This window comes from Roseateles chitinivorans (assembly GCF_002761755.1).
GTDB classification, from domain to species: domain Bacteria; phylum Pseudomonadota; class Gammaproteobacteria; order Burkholderiales; family Burkholderiaceae_C; genus Roseateles; species Roseateles chitinivorans.
In genome coordinates, this window is the sequence record NZ_PEOG01000097.1 from 1 (window position 1) to 16,921 (window position 16,921).

General features: G+C 68.9%; 11 protein-coding genes, 1 tRNA gene and 1 pseudogene. 6 read left to right on the forward strand and 7 right to left on the reverse strand.

Going from position 1 to position 16,921, the window contains the following annotated elements; genetic code table 11:
• Positions 1–24: 24 nt before the first annotated feature.
• The 5 genes and pseudogenes from CS062_RS23130 (at position 25) to CS062_RS23145 (ending at position 3,782) form a co-directional block, all read left to right on the forward strand.
• Positions 25–567, forward strand: a complete 543-nt coding sequence (locus tag CS062_RS23130; protein ID WP_099864066.1) for a C40 family peptidase — start codon at positions 25–27, stop codon at positions 565–567.
• 144 nt (positions 568–711) lie between these two features.
• Positions 712–2,133 (forward strand): hypothetical protein, encoded by a 1,422-nt coding sequence (locus CS062_RS23135; protein ID WP_143742472.1) that lies wholly within the window; start codon positions 712–714, stop codon positions 2,131–2,133.
• 90 nt (positions 2,134–2,223) lie between these two features.
• Positions 2,224–2,299, forward strand: a tRNA-Ala gene (locus CS062_RS23140).
• Positions 2,261–2,608 (forward strand): annotated as a pseudogene (locus tag CS062_RS27405) (DUF6538 domain-containing protein); the annotation flags it as partial. The gene CS062_RS23140 and the pseudogene CS062_RS27405, both read left to right, overlap by 39 nt.
• Positions 2,609–2,765: 157 nt before the next feature.
• Positions 2,766–3,782 carry a lysozyme family protein gene (locus CS062_RS23145; protein ID WP_143742473.1) on the forward strand — a complete coding sequence of 339 codons (1,017 nt, stop codon included), beginning with the start codon at positions 2,766–2,768 and terminating at the stop codon, positions 3,780–3,782.
• A gap of 146 nt (positions 3,783–3,928) precedes the next feature.
• Here the strand turns inward: CS062_RS23145 and CS062_RS23150 are convergent, their stop codons facing one another.
• The 7 genes from CS062_RS23150 to nosR form a co-directional block, all read right to left on the reverse strand.
• On the reverse strand, positions 3,929–5,434 hold the full coding sequence (locus CS062_RS23150) for a TIR domain-containing protein (RefSeq protein WP_099864058.1): 1,506 nt from the start codon (positions 5,432–5,434) through the stop codon (positions 3,929–3,931).
• 264 nt (positions 5,435–5,698) lie between these two features.
• The gene (locus CS062_RS23155; protein ID WP_199174330.1) at positions 5,699–7,048 is read right to left on the reverse strand and encodes a sensor histidine kinase; all 1,350 of its coding nucleotides are present in this window, start codon (positions 7,046–7,048) and stop codon (positions 5,699–5,701) included.
• Positions 7,045–10,005, reverse strand: a complete 2,961-nt coding sequence (locus CS062_RS23165) for a PAS domain S-box protein (RefSeq protein WP_143742474.1) — start codon at positions 10,003–10,005, stop codon at positions 7,045–7,047. The genes CS062_RS23155 and CS062_RS23165 overlap by 4 nt, the downstream gene beginning before the upstream one ends.
• Positions 10,006–10,008: 3 nt before the next feature.
• Positions 10,009–11,028: an ABC transporter substrate-binding protein gene (locus CS062_RS23170; protein WP_158238906.1), complete on the reverse strand. Its 1,020-nt coding sequence runs from the start codon at positions 11,026–11,028 to the stop codon at positions 10,009–10,011.
• Between the two features lie 215 nt (positions 11,029–11,243).
• A complete protein-coding gene (locus CS062_RS23175) occupies positions 11,244–13,412 on the reverse strand; it encodes a PAS domain S-box protein (RefSeq protein WP_099864062.1) in 2,169 nt (722 codons plus the stop codon).
• A complete protein-coding gene (locus CS062_RS23180) occupies positions 13,409–13,972 on the reverse strand; it encodes a response regulator (protein ID WP_099864063.1) in 564 nt (187 codons plus the stop codon). Before CS062_RS23180 ends, CS062_RS23175 begins: the two co-directional genes overlap by 4 nt.
• A complete protein-coding gene (nosR, locus tag CS062_RS23185; RefSeq protein WP_099864065.1) occupies positions 13,965–15,335 on the reverse strand; it encodes a response regulator c-di-GMP phosphodiesterase, NosR family in 1,371 nt (456 codons plus the stop codon). Before nosR ends, CS062_RS23180 begins: the two co-directional genes overlap by 8 nt.
• Positions 15,336–15,911: 576 nt before the next feature.
• Between nosR and CS062_RS23190 the strand changes: the two genes are divergently transcribed.
• On the forward strand, positions 15,912–16,921 hold a 1,010-nt coding region (locus tag CS062_RS23190; protein ID WP_259373119.1), incomplete at its 3' end, for an ABC transporter transmembrane domain-containing protein.

Consider the following 16,921-nt stretch of genomic DNA (forward strand, 5'->3'; position numbering starts at 1 on the left):
CCCGCGCTGCCGCCGACCGCCCTGATGGGCGCCGCCGTCGGCAATGCCAACGCCGGCGACTCGGTCGCCCGCTTCCTGCAGCAGCGCGGCATCGTCGCGCAGGCGCAGCAGACGCCGTCCGGCGCCGATCCGGCCGCGCCGGGCCTCCTGAACCAGGTGCGCGACAAGGCCTCCGACCTGGTCCTGTCGGCGATGAACTTCCTGGGCGTGCCCTACAAGCGTGGCGGCAATTCGGTCAGCAACGGCTTCGACTGCAGCGGCTTCACCCGCCACATCTTCGAGATGAGCGTGGGCCTGGTGCTGCCGCGCCGCGCCGACGAGCAGGCCAAGCTGTCCAGCCTGGTCCCGATCAAGAAGGAAGACCTGAAGCCGGGCGACCTGGTCTTCTTCAACACGATGCGCGCGACGTTCTCGCACGTCGGCATCTATGTCGGCGAAGGCAAGTTCATCCACTCGCCGCGCGTCGGTGGCGCAGTCCGCGTCGAGGACATGCGCGAGGCCTACTGGGCCAAGCGCTTCACCGGCGCGCGTCGCGCCGACCTGAATCAGGCCAACGCGGGCACCTGAGCCCGCGCGCGTCGCATCCGCCGCAGCCGCGGCGCTTCGCTCGCTCCGCGCCCCTCGACGGCACTGTTCCGAAGGCAAGCCCTGACACGGCGCCATCGGGATCCCGGCTATGCTGCGCCCCAGCGCCGACCGCCGCGATCCACCTTGTCCGCCGTCCTCGATCCCGCCTCGACACCGTTGCTGCGAGCACCCGACCAGATGGGGCAGGCCCTGCTGCTGGCCGTGCTGCTGCATGTGCTGCTGCTGCTGGTCGTCGGCAATGCGCCGGGCGGCGCCGCCAAGCCCGGCGAAGGCGTCTGGGGCCCGCTGAACGTGCGCCTGCAGGGCGACCGCTACGAGCCCGGCTCCGGCGCCCCCGCCGTCGTGCTGCCGGAGCGGGGCCCGATCGGCGACGCGAAGCAGCCGCGCTCCGGCGGCGCGGTCCGGGAGACGCCGCCGACACCCGAGGAACGGAAGGCCCCCGGCGCCGCGCGCCAGGGTCAATGGCGGCAACAGCCCGGCGATGAACTCGCGGGCGATGCGCCCGCGGACCGCAGCGCACCGCCTGCGGCGGCGACGCCGGCACCGACACCTCCGCCTCCGACTCCCGCGCTGACCACGCCTGCACCGGCTCCGACGCGAGTGCCGACGCCCTCGCCCACTCCGGCGCCAGCGCCAACGCCTTCTCCTTCGCCTCCGCCCGAGCCGGCCCCGGCGATCACCACGCTCACGACGCCCGGCGAGGCGATGACGACAGCGCCGACACCGATCGCGCCCACCCGCGAGGCCGCGCCGCTGCGCCCTGCGGTGCCGACGGACGCACTCCAGGCGCCTTCGCCGACCTTGCAGTTGCCGGAGCGGCCGGCCCCCATCCTCAGCGAGACGCCGACGACAGTGCGGCGGATCGAGCGCGCGCCGATCGAGCGCTCGGCGCCCGTGCCGAACCCGCCCGAACTGAAAGCTCCCGCCGAACTGCCGCCACTGACGGCTGCGCCAACGCCGGTTCCGCGACCCGCCCCCAGCCCCACGCCGGCCCCGCCGCCGACGCCCGCGCCGGCAGCGGCGGCAACGCCCACGGCCACCGCGCCGCCGGCTCCTGCGCCCACCTCACCCCCGGCGCCCGCGCCCTCCCCAGCGCCAGCGCCAGCGACCACCACCCCGCCATCGGCTCAAGCGGCGCCACCGCAACCAAGAACTGCGACCACGCCGTCACCGACGCCGACGCCCGCCAACCGTGTCTCGCTGGACGGCTCGACGACGCCGACGACGACGACGCAGCCCAGCGTCGGCGCACCGGACGCTGGCGCGCGCGTCGGACACGACGTGGCGACGCCCGCATCGACGCCACCGAACGCGCCCAAGCTGAACCTGGACCTGAATGCTTCGCGTGGACCGATGCGACCGCGCGGCTCACCGTCCGGCGTGATCCAGGCGCTGCCCAAGCCGCCGGAGGACAAGGATCCGCTGGCCGAGGAGATGCGCAAGGCCGGCCAGCAGGACTGCCGCAAGGCGTATGCGGACAAGGGGCTGCTGGCGGTCGTCCCGCTCGTCCGCGACGCCGCGCGCGACAAAGGCTGCCGCTGGTGATCTCCGCGGGCGGCTGCGGTGCGAATGTCGCGCCAGCGCGAGCCGCTTGCCATTGGCCGGAGAATCTCTGCTATAGTCCGAGTCTTCGTTGGGGGGGTAGCTCAGCTGGGAGAGCGTCGCGTTCGCAATGCGAAGGTCGGGAGTTCGATCCTCCTCCTCTCCACCAACCGATTCGGCCTCAGAGGGAAACCTCTGGGGCCTTTGTCGTTCAAGGGCTTGTTCCCGTTCGTCTTCCCAGAACCCTTCCCAGAACGGTCCTCTCCGCCGGACCCGATGGGACAATCGGGACGTGACGAAGTTGCCGAAGAAGACCCCGTACCTGGTCACCAAGGGTGGCCGCCATTACTTCCGAATCGCCGTGCCGAAGGAGCTTCAGCAGGTGATTGGCAAGAAGGAAGTCAGCCAAGCGCTTGGCGACCTCAACAAGGCGCAAGCCGAGATAGAAGCATCCCGCAACGGGGTAGCTTGGCAAGCCCGCTTTCTCCGCGAACGGCATGCCCTTGGTCTTGCTCCGCTCCCCCCTGCCCCAGAAGCCGTCCGGCCTGCATCTCGCATCGCGACGATGGAGGAGATACAGGCGCTCGCACTCGTAAGCCAGCGGGTGGTGCTGGAGGCCGACGAGGAAATGCGAATTGAGGGCTCCTTCGAACAGCCCGCTTGGGGAGGGCCTCTACGACGTGCAGACCTGGACAGGCACCCGGCAGAAGTCGGTGGGCCAGGCCAACCTGCAGGACATCGTGAACTGGCATCGCGGCGTGTCCACGCTGACCCAGCAGGAAGGCTCGCAGCTCACCGAGGTCCGCAACGCGCTGCGCGCCGGCAAGGAGATTCCGCAGGTCGACCCGGCGCTGATGGCGAAGGGGCGCTCTGTGGGCTTCTTCAAGGACGCCGAGCTGGCCGCCGCCCAGAAGGCGAACCGCGAGCAAGTCATGGCGCGCCTGCGACTGGTGCCGGACTTCGGCTATGGCAAGCCCGCCAACAACACCTCACCTCTTCCCCTGAACCCCAACGTGAAAGTTGACCCCAAGACCACGTCGAGCGTGGCCCTGCAACTGGCCGCCTCCCCGGTGACCGGCAAGGGCTTCGAGCATGTGGGCCTGGCGGGCTCCCTCATCGCCATGCGCGAAGGGGTCTCGCTGACGGCCTACCCGGACCCCAACCCGAGCGCCGGCATGAACATCGGCGCGGGCTACAACCTGAAGGCCAACGCGGCCAACGTGAACCAAGACCTCAAGCGTGCCGGTGTCCCCGAGGACCGCGTCGAGGACGTGAAGGCCGGCCGCGCGTCCCTGACGCCTGACCAGGCCAAGCGCCTCATCGAAGTCGCCGCGCCCCGCTACGAGACCCTCGCGCGCAGGTCCGCCGAGGAGACCGCACCGGGCCTGTGGGGCCGCATGACGCCGCAGCAACGGGCCGTCATGGTGGACATCGCCTACCAGGTCGGTGACCCCGCGCAGTTCAAGAAGGCGTGGGCCGCGCTGGCCGCCGGCAAGACCCAGGAGTTCTCTGACGAGACCCGGGTGTTCTACCGGAACAAGGCCGGCGAGATGGTCGAGGACGCCCGTGCGCGTGACCTGCGGGCTTCGATGCTCGCCGGCATTGCGGACTGGGACACCCGAATAAATCTGATGGGCAAGTCATTGCACTAGCCTTAGGGGCAAGCGCTCGGCGACACAACAAGAGATCTTCAGCGCCGGCCAGCGCCGGCCAGCACCCGCTATTGCCGGCCAGCACCGGCCTCCACCGGTTAACTTAAGCCGGTTTGGTCGTCACCTTTTGTGGCTGCGACAGCTTCTCAAAGTGCCTTGCGCCCATCCCCGCATTTTTGGAGCAGAACACTAACGGCCGACTGCAACTCTTTGGAGAAGTCTTTACTTCGATCCCAAGAGATGTACCCAACTTTCCCAGTTTCATCAAATACGCCAATTTGAGTCGTACTCAACACAACGGGAATAACCTGCCCATCACGGAATCGCTCCTTAAAATTCGCCGACTCAAATTTCGTCCAGATTTTTCTCGGGTATGTGGGACCCAAAATACATACCACAAACTGCGCCTCAGACTGATAAATCGGCGCCAAATACTCCTCAACGTCTGCGGCCAGAATCCGATGTTGCTCATTCAGATCATAGAAGACCTCGACCTCATTCTCCACAAGGGCGTCAAATAGCGCTTGTGCGACGTCGCGATCCTCGCCAGCGAACGAGAGTGCAAAATCATAGCGAGACGGAAACTCGATTGAAATAAATCCAACTTCTTCCGCAAAATTATGCCACGACAGGTTTCTAATATAGAAAATAAACTGAGGGTCTTGAACTACCAGGGTGTTACTAGCCTCATCAAAATGAAGCACCTCTTGAATCTCAGGCGAGGATGAAATGAGGTCCGCCAAAAATCCCTTGGTAACAACTTGATGCACGCTACCCCGCTGCGCAGGGTGCCTATCCGTCTCGCGCATGCAATTGATTGACCAACTATCGCTCTGACTGAGCCAGTGCAATAGATGCAAGTAGGGAGCGCGACCCTCGCGCCGCAACTTTGTACCACGGGCAAACGCGATGGCTCGATCATGAAAAGATCTGCGAAGTTGCTCCATGACCTGAGCCTTCACCGCGTGAAAGCTTTCTTCAGTCTCGACAAGCTCTTCAGATTGCTCCAACACCCCGGCACGAAGGCAAGTGTTGTATGCGAGCATTTGAGCAATATAAAAACTCCCCTGCGAGTCGGAAACTAATGCGGCGCGGACGTTCAACGAAACATTGAGAGCAAGCTCGCCCTTCTCAATCAGTTCTTCAACCTTATGATCAGGATTAGTCTCAAACGGGATAACCTCAATGCGATTAGCCAAGTCGCGACCAAAAGAAATCAGAGATTGGCCAGCATTCGTAATACCAATCACCACCAACTTGCTATGAGATGCACCTTCATCCGCAAGCGTCTTCATCAAATCCGCAATATCCCTTTTGGTTTTTGATGACAAACGATGAAAATCATCAATAACCACCGTACCCAGGTTTTCCGGGTCTAACAACATTGATTCAATCTGGGCAATATCTTTTCGCTTACGTGCGGAGAGCTGCGTTGCATTGCTGATTCCGGCAGCAGAGATTGCATTAATAACGGCTGTGGTTTTTCCAATGCCGGACGGCCCCTCAACCACAATGCTCCGCCCTTTAGTTCGCAGTGAAACAAGCAAGCGAGCGTATTCAACTGGTTCCACAAAGGTATACGTCGGAGCACCCGACAATACGAACACTTCTTGGAGTTGCGGCTTAATTTCTTCTTCGATATTTTGAGACATTCTGCTCCCGCCAATTTTAGATGTAAGTAGCTGTAATGATAACCGTCACAAGGTTTACCTGAACCGGCAAAAGCCCTATTGCCGTGGGAAGAAATCGCGCTTGACATCGGCATGCCAATTTCCCAGAATGCCCTCCGCGATGCTTCCCAGCACGCAGATCCCTCAAGTTGAACGGACAGGGATTCCCCTTTGAAATCAATCACTTGGGGCGAGATGGGCTGGTCGTTTAGCGATCCTCCTCCTCTCCACCAACAGATCCAGGCCTCAGAGGGAAACCTCTGGGGCCTTCGTCTTTCCGGGTCCGGCCCCCTCCTGCGGCAGGGAAAACCGGAACGTCGCCCCCTGCCCCGGCGCGGCGCTGGCCCAGACCCGGCCGCCGTGGCGCTGCACGATGCGCTGGACGATCGACAGCCCCACCCCGTTCCCCTCGACCTGCTCGGAGCCCTTCAGGCGGATGAACGCGTCGAACAGCCGTTCCGCATCTGCGGGATCGAAACCCGGCCCGTCGTCGCTGACGAAGAAGACGACCGAGTCGCCGTCCCGCTCGCCGCCGATCCGCACCGTCGCCTCTCGGCCCGGCGGCCGTCCGGACGAGAACTTGACCGCGTTCGAGATCAGGTTGGCGAAGACCTGCCGCAGCATCGGCCCGTCCGCCACCACGTCGGGCAGCTCGCCGATGAGGAAGCGCGGCGGCGGCGCCGCCCGTGAGGCCTGCAGCTCGGCGATGACGCCGCGCACCAGCGCCGCCACCTGGACCTCCCCCACTTCGAGCGTGCGCCGACCCATGTGGGACAGCCGCATCAGCGCATCGATCAGCTGGGTCATCCGCTCGGCGGCCTGCTGCACGCCGGCCAGCCAGCCGCGTTCGCGCGGCGGCAAGGTCGGTCCTACCTGCTGGCCCAGCAGCGTCGAGAACCCCACCAGCGCGTTCAGCGGCGTGCGCAGGTCGTGCGACACCGATCGCGCGAAGGCATCCAGCTCGCGGTTGATCGCTTCCAGTTCATCGGCGCGGCGCCGCAGGCTGGCCTGCAGCCGGTTGTTCTCGCGCCGCAGCCGGCCGATCTCGACCGCGCGCCCCAGCACCGGCAGGATGGACGCCAGCCGGAACGGCTTGAGCACATAGTCGGTGGCGCCCGAGCGCATCGCCTCCACCGCCGTGGCGATGCTGCCCTCCCCGGTCATGACCACACCCACCAGCCGCGGATCGATCGCGAGCGCGGACCGCAGCAGCTCGATGCCGGTCATCCCCGGCATCACCAGATCGGTCAGCAGCACGTCGAAGGTGCCGCGCCGGAGCTCGGCCAGCGCCGCCTCGGCGCCGGCATGGCCCACCACCAGGTAGCCATGCCCCGCGAGGGTGTCGCACAGCGCCTCCATGTGGCGCACCTCGTCATCAACGATGAGCAGGCGTGCCGGCGCGACCTCGGCCTCCGGCGTCGCGGCCATGCCAGTGCCAGTGCCAGTGCCAGTGCCAGTGCCAGTGCCAGTGCCAGTGCCGGTGCCGGTGCCGCTGCCTCGTGCCATGCCCGTGTCCGTACCGCTGCCCGCAGCCGTGCCCGCGGTGGTGTTGGTGGCGTCCGGACCGACGGCTCGCGCTGGATGGTGGGCCTTCATGCGTGCTCTCCCTTCCGCGCCGGCACCAGCCGCGCCAGCGCCGCCCGGATCTCGCGCAGCTTCGGCGGCTTGCCGAGCACCTGGTCGACATGCCGGGGCTTCTCGCCCTCGTCCACCAGCCGCTGGCCCCAGCCGGTGAGCAGGATCACCGGCGTTTGCGGCGACAGGGCCTTCACCGCCGCCGCCACCTGGCGACCATCGACGTGCGGCATGCCCAGGTCGGTCACGACGACCTGGAAGCCGCGGCCTGGAGGGCCTGCATCGCCCGCATCGCCCGCATCGCCTGCATCACCTGAATCGCCGGTGCCGTCCGCATCGCCCGCATCGCCGAGCGCCATCCGCCTTCCCGCATGGAACGCCGCCTCGAACGCCTCGATGCCGGCCCGCCCCGCATGGGCGACGGTCACCGCGTGGCCATCGGCCTCAAGCGTCTCCTGCAGCGAGCGCAGCAGCAGCGGGTCGTCGTCGACCAGCAGGATCCGCAGCGGCGGCGGCTTCTCGTCCGGATCGGCCCGAGGCGCGGCGACACCCTCGTCCGGCATCGGCGCCGCGAAGCGCAGCGACACGCTGGTGCCCTGCTCCGGCGCGCTGCGCACCTCCAGGTCAGCGCCGTGGCGCTGCGCGATGCCGTAGACCATCGCCAGGCCCAGGCCGGTCCCGCGCTCGCCCTTGGTCGTGAAGAAGGGCTCGAGGCAGCGGCGGCGCGTCGCCTCGTCCATGCCCAGGCCGTCGTCGGCCACCTCCAGCAGCACCGACGGGCCGCTCTCCCCGGGCCCCTCAGGCCGCCTGCCGGTACGGATCGTCAGCGTGCCGCCGTCCGGCATCGCATCGACGGCATTGAAGACCAGGTTGATCAAGGCCTCGCGCAGTTCGTTGTCGGTGCCCAGCACCACCGGGTCGTCGGCCGCCAGCTCGGTGCGCAGCCGGATCACCGTGCCGCGCTGCAGCGGCATGTCGCTCCAGCGCGCGCGCGTCAGCTCCACCACCTGCCGCACCAGCTCGTTCAGGCGCACTTGCGTCAGCGCCAAGCCGGTCTCGCGCTGGCGGTAGAACTCGCGCATCCGCGCCACCGTCGCGGCGACATCGTCGATCGCGCGCGCGATGTTCTCCAGCGCGCGGCGCGCTGTCGGGCTCAGGCCGGGCTCGCGCTCCAGCAGGCTCTCGGTGTAGAGCATCGCCGGCGAGATCGCGTTGTTGATGTCGTGCGCGATGCCGCTGGCCATCTGCCCCAGCGCCCGCAGCCGCTCCTGCTGCAGGATCGCCTGCTGCGTCTGGCGCAGGTCCTCGTAGGCCTGCTGCAGCGCGCCGTAGAGCTGCGCCTGGTGGCTGGCCAGGCTGACGTGCTCGCTGAGCTGCTGCAGGAACTCGCAATCGCTGCTGCTGAAGGCCTGCGGTTCCCTGCGCGCCGCGACGAGGATGCCGAACACGCGGTTCTCCGACTGCAGCGGCGCGATCACCAGCGAGCGCAGCCCGCCGCGCGCCAGTCGTTGCGGGAAGGGAAACGGCACCTGCGTCACATCGGGCTCGTAGACCAGCCGGCCGGCGAGGCACTGCGACAGGCCATCGCCATCGATCGACAAGTCGGCCTGCTCGGACAGCGCGAGCGCCAGGGCCAGCGGCGCGCTCTTCACGCCGACGCCGGTCACCCGCAGTGTGTCGCTGGCGGCGTCGCGCAGGCAGACGCAGCTGAAGTCGACCGGCGCGTCGTCCTCCAGGCCGCGGATCACCGCCTGGAAGATGCTGTGCAGGTCCTGGCGCTCCCCGACCGCGCGGGTAATCTGGTTCAGCAGGTTCAGCCGCGCCAGCTGCTCCTTGAGCCGCGCCTCGCCGAGCTTGCGGCTGGTGATGTCGCGCAGGAAGGCGTTGAAGCTCACCACGCCGTTGGCACGGATCGCGGTGATCGCCAGCTCGATCGGGAACTCCACGCCATCGCGGCGCACCGCGCGCAGCTCCACGCGCCGGTCCAGCACCGTCGCCACGCCGGTATCGAGGTAGCGCCGCAAACCCGCCCGGTGTGCCTCCCGGAAGCGCTCCGGCACCACCAGGTCGGCCAAGGGCTGACCGGTCGCCTCGTCCGCGGACCAGCCGAACACCGCCTCGGCCTGCGGATTCCAATGCGTGACGACCCCGTCGCCATCGATGCCGACGACCGCGTCCAGTGCCGCGTCGAGGATGAGCCGCGTGCGGGCCTCGCTCTCCGCGAGCCGGTCGCGCGAGACGGTGGTGGTGCGCAGCAGCGCGCTCATGCCGTCGAACTCGCGCGCCAGCTCGGCGATCTCGTCCGATCCGGTACCGCCGACCGCGTGCTCGAGGTCGCCCGCGCCCACGCGCAGCATGCCCTCGCGCAGTCGCGCCAGCGGCCGGGCGATGTCCCGGAAGACCAGCACCATGCTGCCCGCCACCACCACCGCCAGCGTGGCCGATAGGGCCAGCACGATGGCGAACGCGCGCCGCTGCGCCGCGGCGACCTCCTCGCGGCTGAGATCCTGCAGGCGGAAGGCTTCGCTCATCATGAGCAGCGTCTTGCGCGCCATCGCGGCGGTCAGCCGCCCGACCCACTCGTCCAGCACCTGCCGGTCGCCGTCGCCCGCCAGCCGCGCCCGCTGGGCCCGCACCAATTCCGAGAAGACGGCCGGCGACTGGTCGTAGGCGGCGCGGATCTGCGTGATACCCTCGGCCTCGTCGCGCGCGTCGAAGCCCTGGGCCCGATCCAACGCGGCGCCCAGCGTGCGGTAGGCGCTGTGCCACTGGACCTCGACGCGCGCCTCGGGCTGGCGGGCGTATTCCTGCGTCAGGTGACGCAGGCCGGCCACCGACTCGACCAGATCGGCGGCGGCGCGGTTCTTGCGCACGCCCTCCGCGACCTGCCGGCCCGACAGCCCCAGCGACACCGCGATGGCCAGCGCGACCAGCACGCAGGTCGAGGCCACGATCGCCAGGCGGGTCGAGATCTTCATGGCCTAGTGGATGATCGTGACCGCGCGCGGCTTGACCGCGGCCAGGCCATCCAGGTAGACGGCATCGAGGAAGTTGGGCGCTCGCCCCGCGTCCACCATGCGGTGCCTCATCGCCCAGCGTCCCTCGTCCTCCAGCACCACCAGCAGGTGCTGCTCCAGCGACATCGAGAAGCGGCTGCGAGCGAGCAGCTCGCGGATCTCCTCCGGCGATTTGTGCAGCGCCTGCGCGACGATGGGCTCGCAGGCGGCGCGGTCGTGCTTGAGCAGCTCCTCGGCCTGCAGCAGCGCGGCCAGCAAGCGGCGCGCCGTCTCGCCGCGCTGGAGCACGAAGCCGCGCAGCGAAGCCAGGTTGAAGCTGGAGTCGTAGACCCCCTCGCTCGGGAAGACCGCCGCGCGGTCCCCCAGGCGCCGGCGCGCGTCGGCGACATAGGGCTCCCAGGTCGCGATCGCATCGACCTCCCCGCGTGCGAGCGCGTCGGCCAGCTCGCGGGGCTTGCGATCGACCACCTGGACATCCGCGCGCGAGAGGCGCTCGCGCACCAGCAGCACGTCGAGCACGAAATCGCCACTGGTGCCGGCGCTGACGCCGATGCGCTTGCCCCGCAGCGCGTCGGCGGACCAGATGCCGCGATCGGTGCGGCCGACGATGGCATGGTCGCTCTGGGTGGACAGGGTGGCCAGGATGGTGACCGGATGGCCCTTGACCACCGCCAGCGCGACCGGCAACTCGGCGACCGTCGCCACATCGGCCCGGCCCTCGAGGACCGCGTCCAGCGCTTCCTTGCCGGAGCCGTGCTGCTGCACGGTTACCGCCAGCCCCTCGCGTTCGAAATAGCCGCGAGCGTGGGCCACGAAGGCGGGCGCCGCGCCGGCATACGGCGTCACCGCGATCACCACGGCCTGGCGCGCGCCCGGTGTCCCGGCCGGCGGTGCCTCGGTCCGATCACATCCGGCCAGTGCCGCGGCAAGCGCGCCGCATGCGGCCAGCCACCCCAGGCGGCCGACCTGGCGCACCCGGTCCACCCAGCATCGGCGGCATGCGCGGCACGCGCGGCATGCACGGCCCATGCGGCCCACGACGGCCAGGCGCCAAGGCGCCGCCATCGCGGTCATCCTGCTTGCATCGGACATCGCAGCCCCCCTGCGTCTCGAAGGTCCGGGGGGATCGGCGCCCCTCTCGGACAGCGACGATTAGAGGCCGAAGCCCGGGCGCTGTCCAGGGTCCGTCCGCGCGCCGGTCAGGCCGGCGAGGACCCGTCTTCCGGTGGCTTGACGGGAATCCAGACCTCGAAGGTCGTTCCTTCGCCGGGGGCGCTGCGCACCTCGATCCGCCCCGCATGCTTCTGCACGATGGAGTAGGACAGCGACAGCCCCAGCCCGGTGCCCTTGCCCACCGGCTTGGTCGTGAAGAAGGGCTCGAAGATGCGGCGCCGCACCTCCTCGCTCATGCCGGTGCCGGTGTCCTGCACCTCGACGCAGACCCAGTCGCCCTCGGCGCGCGTGCGCAGGCGGATCTCGCCGCGTTGCGGGATGGCATGGGCCGCATTGACGATCAGGTTCATGAAGACCTGGTTCAGCTGGGCCGCGATGCAGCGCACCGGCGGCAGCGGGCCGTAGTCCTTCTTCACGTCGGCCTTGTACTTGACCTCGTTCATGACGACATTGAGCGTCGATTCGAGGCCGGCATTCAGGTCCGCGTCCTGCCATTCGGCATGGTCCACGCGCGAGAAGTCCTTCAGGTCCTGCACGATCTTCTTGACCCGCACCAGGCCATCGTCGCTCTCGTCGAGCAGCTGCGGCAGGTCCTCCTTGACGAAGGCCAGGTCGATGCGCCGGTCCAGCTCGTGCAGCGCGCGGTCGACGGCCTCGGGCAGCGTGCCGGGCGGCTGCGCCTGCATCGTGTCGAGCAGCTCGAACATCGGCTCCACATAGCCGCGCAGCGTGCTCATGTTGGAGCTGACGAAGCCGATCGGGTTGTTGATCTCATGCGCCACGCCGGCCGCGAGCTGACCGATGGAGGCCATCTTCTCGGACTGCAGCAGCTGGTTCTGCGCTTCCTCCAGGCGGGTGTTGGTCAGCTTGATGCGCTGGTAGTTGTCCTCGAGCTCGCGCTGCACGCGCCGCACCTCGCTGCGGTCCTGCAGCAGCCACCAGGTCTGGGCCAGGCGGTCATGCGGATTGGCCACGTAGGCGATCATCTGGATCCACAGCGGCCGGCCGCGCGCGGAGACCATCGGCATCTCGTGCTGCAGCGACTCGCCGCGGGTGAGCACCGGATAGGCGATCGATGCGAGCGACTGGAAGTCCTCGTCGCTGGCGAAGAAGGAGCGCGTCGGGATGCCGCTCGGCGACGCGCCGTCGAGCTCGAACATCTCGTTGAACTTGCGGTTGCCGCGCACGATGCGCTGGTTGAGCGTGGTGACGATGCCCACCGACGCGTTCTCCAGGAAGGCCTCCAGTTCATGGTGGGTGAGTAGCAGCTCGGCGGTGCGCTCGCTGACCAGTTCCTCGAGCTCGGCGCGATGGCGGCGCAGTTCCTCCTCGGCCCGGCGCCGCTGGGTGACGTCCTGCAACGTCTCGATTGCGCCGATGACGCTGCCATGCGCGTCCCGCAGCGGCGCGGCGGTGAAGAACAGCCAGCGCCCGCCCCCGTCCATCTGCGGAAAGAAGGACTCGACTTCATAGGCGTCGTCGATGGTCTCGGAGCGGCGGCAGCGGCCCTCGTACAGCGGGCCGCTCTCCGCCTCGATGGTGCCGGCGATGATCAGGTCGGCCAGCAGCGGGCGCTCGTCCGGATAGAAGGCGGACCAGGCGTCCTGCCGTCCCAGCATGTCGAAGCGGTCGCGGCCGGTGAGCTTGGCGCAGGCGACGTTCCAGTGCGTCACCCGGTGCTCGGCGTCGAGCACGAAGCTCGCGACCGGGCTGTTCTCGATGATCTGGTGCAGCACCCGCCCCACGTCGAGCAGGCTGGTCTGGACATGGCGCATGTCGCTCAGGTCCTGCACCGTCAGCACATTGAGCCGGCGCCCCTGCAGGTTGACCGGTCGCGCGGTCAGCTCCAGCGAGCGTGTCGAGCCGCTCGACGTCTGTGCCTCGATCTCGATGGCCGGCGGCGGGTCGTCCTGGCCGATGGCCTGCAGGCCGTAGCTGCGCAGTGCCTCGCGCTGCTCGGGCGCGGCCCAGCCGTCGAACGGCATCGCCGCCATCGCGGCCGCGTCGTAGCCCAGCAGCCGCAGCATCGCCGCATTGGCATGGACGATGCCCGTCAGGTCGTGGACGAGCACCGGCGTGGTCACCGCCTCCCAGGCGGCAGCCAGCTCGGCTGGCAGCTCGCCAGTGGACATCGCCTCGGCGGCCATGGCCGGTGGCATCGCGGTCGGGATCGCGGTGGGAATCGCGGCGCTCATAGCTTCACGTCGCCCGGATCCTCCAGGATGAAGGATCCGTCGTCGGCCCAGTTGACATGGGTGATGCCGGGCTCCAGGCGCTCGAGCCGGCGCAATTCCGCCTCCTGCGCGCTGATCTGGCCCTGCTGCAGGCGCACCAGGTCGGCCAGGCGCCGGTTCTCGATGACCAGGTCGCGGACCTGCAGCACCTGCCGCACCGCGCTGAGCAACTCGAAGTCGGCCCAGGGCTTGGCGATGAAGCGCGCGATCCCCGCTTCGTTGACGGCTCGCACCAGCGCGTTCAGGTCGGCGTAGCCCGACAGGATGATGCGCTCGCAGTCGGGCTGCAGCGTGCGCAGCGCCGTCAGGAAGTCCACGCCATTCATCTCGGGCATGCGGTAGTCGGAGATCGCCAGCGCGTAGACGTGGCGCCGCGCCTGCTCCAGCGCGAGCGCCCCGTTGGCGCACTCGTCGACCTGGTAGCGGCTGCCGTCCGGCGCGCTCAGGCCGTGGCGCAGCAGCCGCTGCAGCGCATGCAGGATGCCGGGCTCGTCGTCCACGATCAGGATGCGTTCAGCCATGGGAGGCTCCTTGCGGCGCGGTGGACGGAGCGGCCGGTCGCGCGCGCGCCGGTCCGCTGTCTTCATCGGGCAGTCGGATGTAGAGCCCGAGCCGCACGCCCTCGCGGCCGGCGAACTCGCGGATCTGGCGCACCAGGCGCGCGTCAAAGACATGGCCCGCCGCCAGCAGCAGCGTGCCCTTGGGCGTGAGCAGGTCGCGCGCCAGCACCATGCCGGGCTCGACGTCCTGCGGGCTGATCTGGCGATCGCGCGGCTTGTCCTCGGGCTCGTCGGTCAGGGCGAGCTCGAAGGCCTCGACGATCTCGGGCTCGTAGCGCGTGCCCGCGCCGCCGCGGATCAGCTGCAGCGCCTGGGCCGGCGAGAAGTGCTGCTCCGCCATGCGGCCCGACAGCGCCGCGCAGTAGTCGCTGGCCACGCTCAGCGCCTGCGACGCCAGGCCCACCGCGTTGCCGGACAGGCCGTCCGGGAAGCCCTTGCCGTCGATGCGCTCATGCTGCGAGCGCACCAGTCGCGCCACATGCTGCAGTTGGCCCAGCGGCAGCAGCGCGGCCTCGCCGTTGAGCGTGTGGCGGCGGTAGCGCGCGATCTCCTCGGCATTCATCGTCGACACCGGCTTGCGCAGCAGCGCGTCGGGGAAGCCGATCTTGCCGATCTCGTGCAGCAGGCCGGCGCTGTGGACATCCTCCTCCACGCGCGGTCCCAGGCCGAGGCGGCGCGCCGTGCGCCGCGCCAGGTCGGCGACCTGGCGCGAGTAGCCGGCCAGCCCGCCTTCGCGCAGCTCCAGAAGGCCCGAGAACACCTGGATCGAGAGCAGGAAGTTCTCCTTCACCTGCTCGAAGGATTTCTCCAGCATCGCGTTGACCTGCTCGATCTCCTGCGTGCGGGCGCGCACGCGCTGCGACAGGTCGGCATTGAGCGACTGCAATTCGGCGTTCTGGGTCTTGGTCAGCTGCAGCAGCGCGCGATTCTCGAGTTCGAGCCGGCGGCGTGCCAGCGCATCGTCGATCGCCATGAGCAGTTCCCGGTCGTCCCAGGGCTTGGCGATGTGGCGCTGGATCTGGCCGCGGTTGACCGCGGCGACCGTGGCCTGGATGTCGGCATAGCCGGTCAGCAGGATGCGGCCGACCGAGGGCCAGCGCTCCCGCACCTGCTCGAGGAACATCGCGCCGTCCATCTCCGGCATGCGCATGTCGGACACGACGACATCGACCGGCTCGCTGGCGAGGATGTCCAGTCCCGCCGCGCCGCCGGACGCAAGCAGGACGCGATAACCCTGGGGCCGGACCAGCCGGCGCAACGCGCTGAGGATCGACGGCTCGTCGTCCACGAACAGGACGGCGGGCTGCGCGGTCTCTTCGGTCATCTGTCGTCTCCCTGATGTGACCTGTCGCCGGACGCCCAACGAGTTTAGGCCGGGTGTTGCGCCGCGGCCCCTCGGCTGCGGCGCGATGGCCCCGACGGCGTCCAGGATTTCACGAGATCTGCTCGCCGCCCGTTGCGCCGCCGCCGTGCGCGCTGTTCCAGGGGCCTCGCTGGGCCGATGGACGCTCGAATCCCCGCAGCGCGACGGCAAAACCCATGCCTGTTCAATGATCCGAGCGGAGGCGCTCTGGCGCCAGAGAGGCCGTGGCGTGGCTATCCACCGCGGCAGCGATCGGCTTGGTCGTCCTGCAACGTTCCCCGGGCGCCGTGGTCCGGGATACACCGTTCTGGTCGTTTTTCGAACAAAATCGCCAGCCATTGCCCCCCCGCAGGCCCTGCCCTCTCCCGGGTCCTGCGCGGCGCCGCGATAGCGGATCGCCCGTCCAGCGTTCTGCGCTCCCTGTGCTCCGGTCCATTCCTCATCGACGATGCGGCGGATTCGCCGTGGAGAGGCCGATCAGTGACAGCCCGCGACGGCGACAGCCGCCCAGCCAGCGCAGACACCCCAGACAGCCCGATGCGCCCGGGACTCCCCCGGCTGCCCGGCCTGGGCCCGGGAGCGCTCGCGCAGGCGCTCGCCGCCCTGCTCTGGATCCCTCAGGCCGCCCTTGTCGCGCTGGCCGTGCAGCGCCTGGCCGAGAGCGGCGGCCTGCGGGAGGTCACCGGTGCGGCGCTCGGACTGCTCGCGCTGGGCGTGCTGCGCGGCGCGCTGGACGTCTGGGGCGCTCGTCAGGTGCATCGCCGCGCGCGACAGGCGCTGTCGACCCTGCGCGCCGAGGCCGTCGCCGCCCTCGCCCGCCGTTCCCCCTTGGACCGCGACCGCGCTCCTTCGGGCGAGATCGCCTCGCTGCTCGCCGAGCAGGCCGAGGCGCTCGTGCCCTGGCTGAGCCGGCATCGCGGGGCACGGTACCGCGCGATGCTGGTGGCGCCGCTGATCGCGCTGGCCGTGGGCAGCCAGTCCTGGGTCGCGGCGTTGATCCTGATCGGCGCGATGCCGCTGATCCCGCTGTTCATGGCCCTCATCGGCTGGCGCGCGCAGGCCGCCAGCGAGGCGCATCTCGTCGAACTCGGCCGGATGAACGCCTTCCTGCTCGATCGGCTGCGCGGCCTGTCGACGATCCGCGCGCACGGCGCGGTGGCACTGACCGCGCGACGGCTGCGCGACAGCGCCGAATCGCTGCGCGAGCGCGCCATGCGCGTGCTGCGGATCGCCTTCCTGTCCTCGGCCGCGCTCGAGTTGTTCTCGGCGCTGGGCGTGGCGCTGGTCGCGGTCTACGTCGGCTTCCACCTGCTGGGCCCGCTGGGCGGCGTCGGCGCCTGGGGACAACGCCTCTCGCTGGGTGAAGGACTCTTCGTCCTGATGCTCGCGCCGGCCTTCTTCGAGCCGCTGCGCGAGCTCGCCGCCGTCTGGCACGACCGCGCCGCCGGCGAAGCGGCGCTGGCGCAGTTCGAGCGACACCGCCACCCCGGCGTGCCGCTGCCCGGCGCGCTCGACGCCGGTGAGCCCTCGGCCAAGCCGCTCGCCAC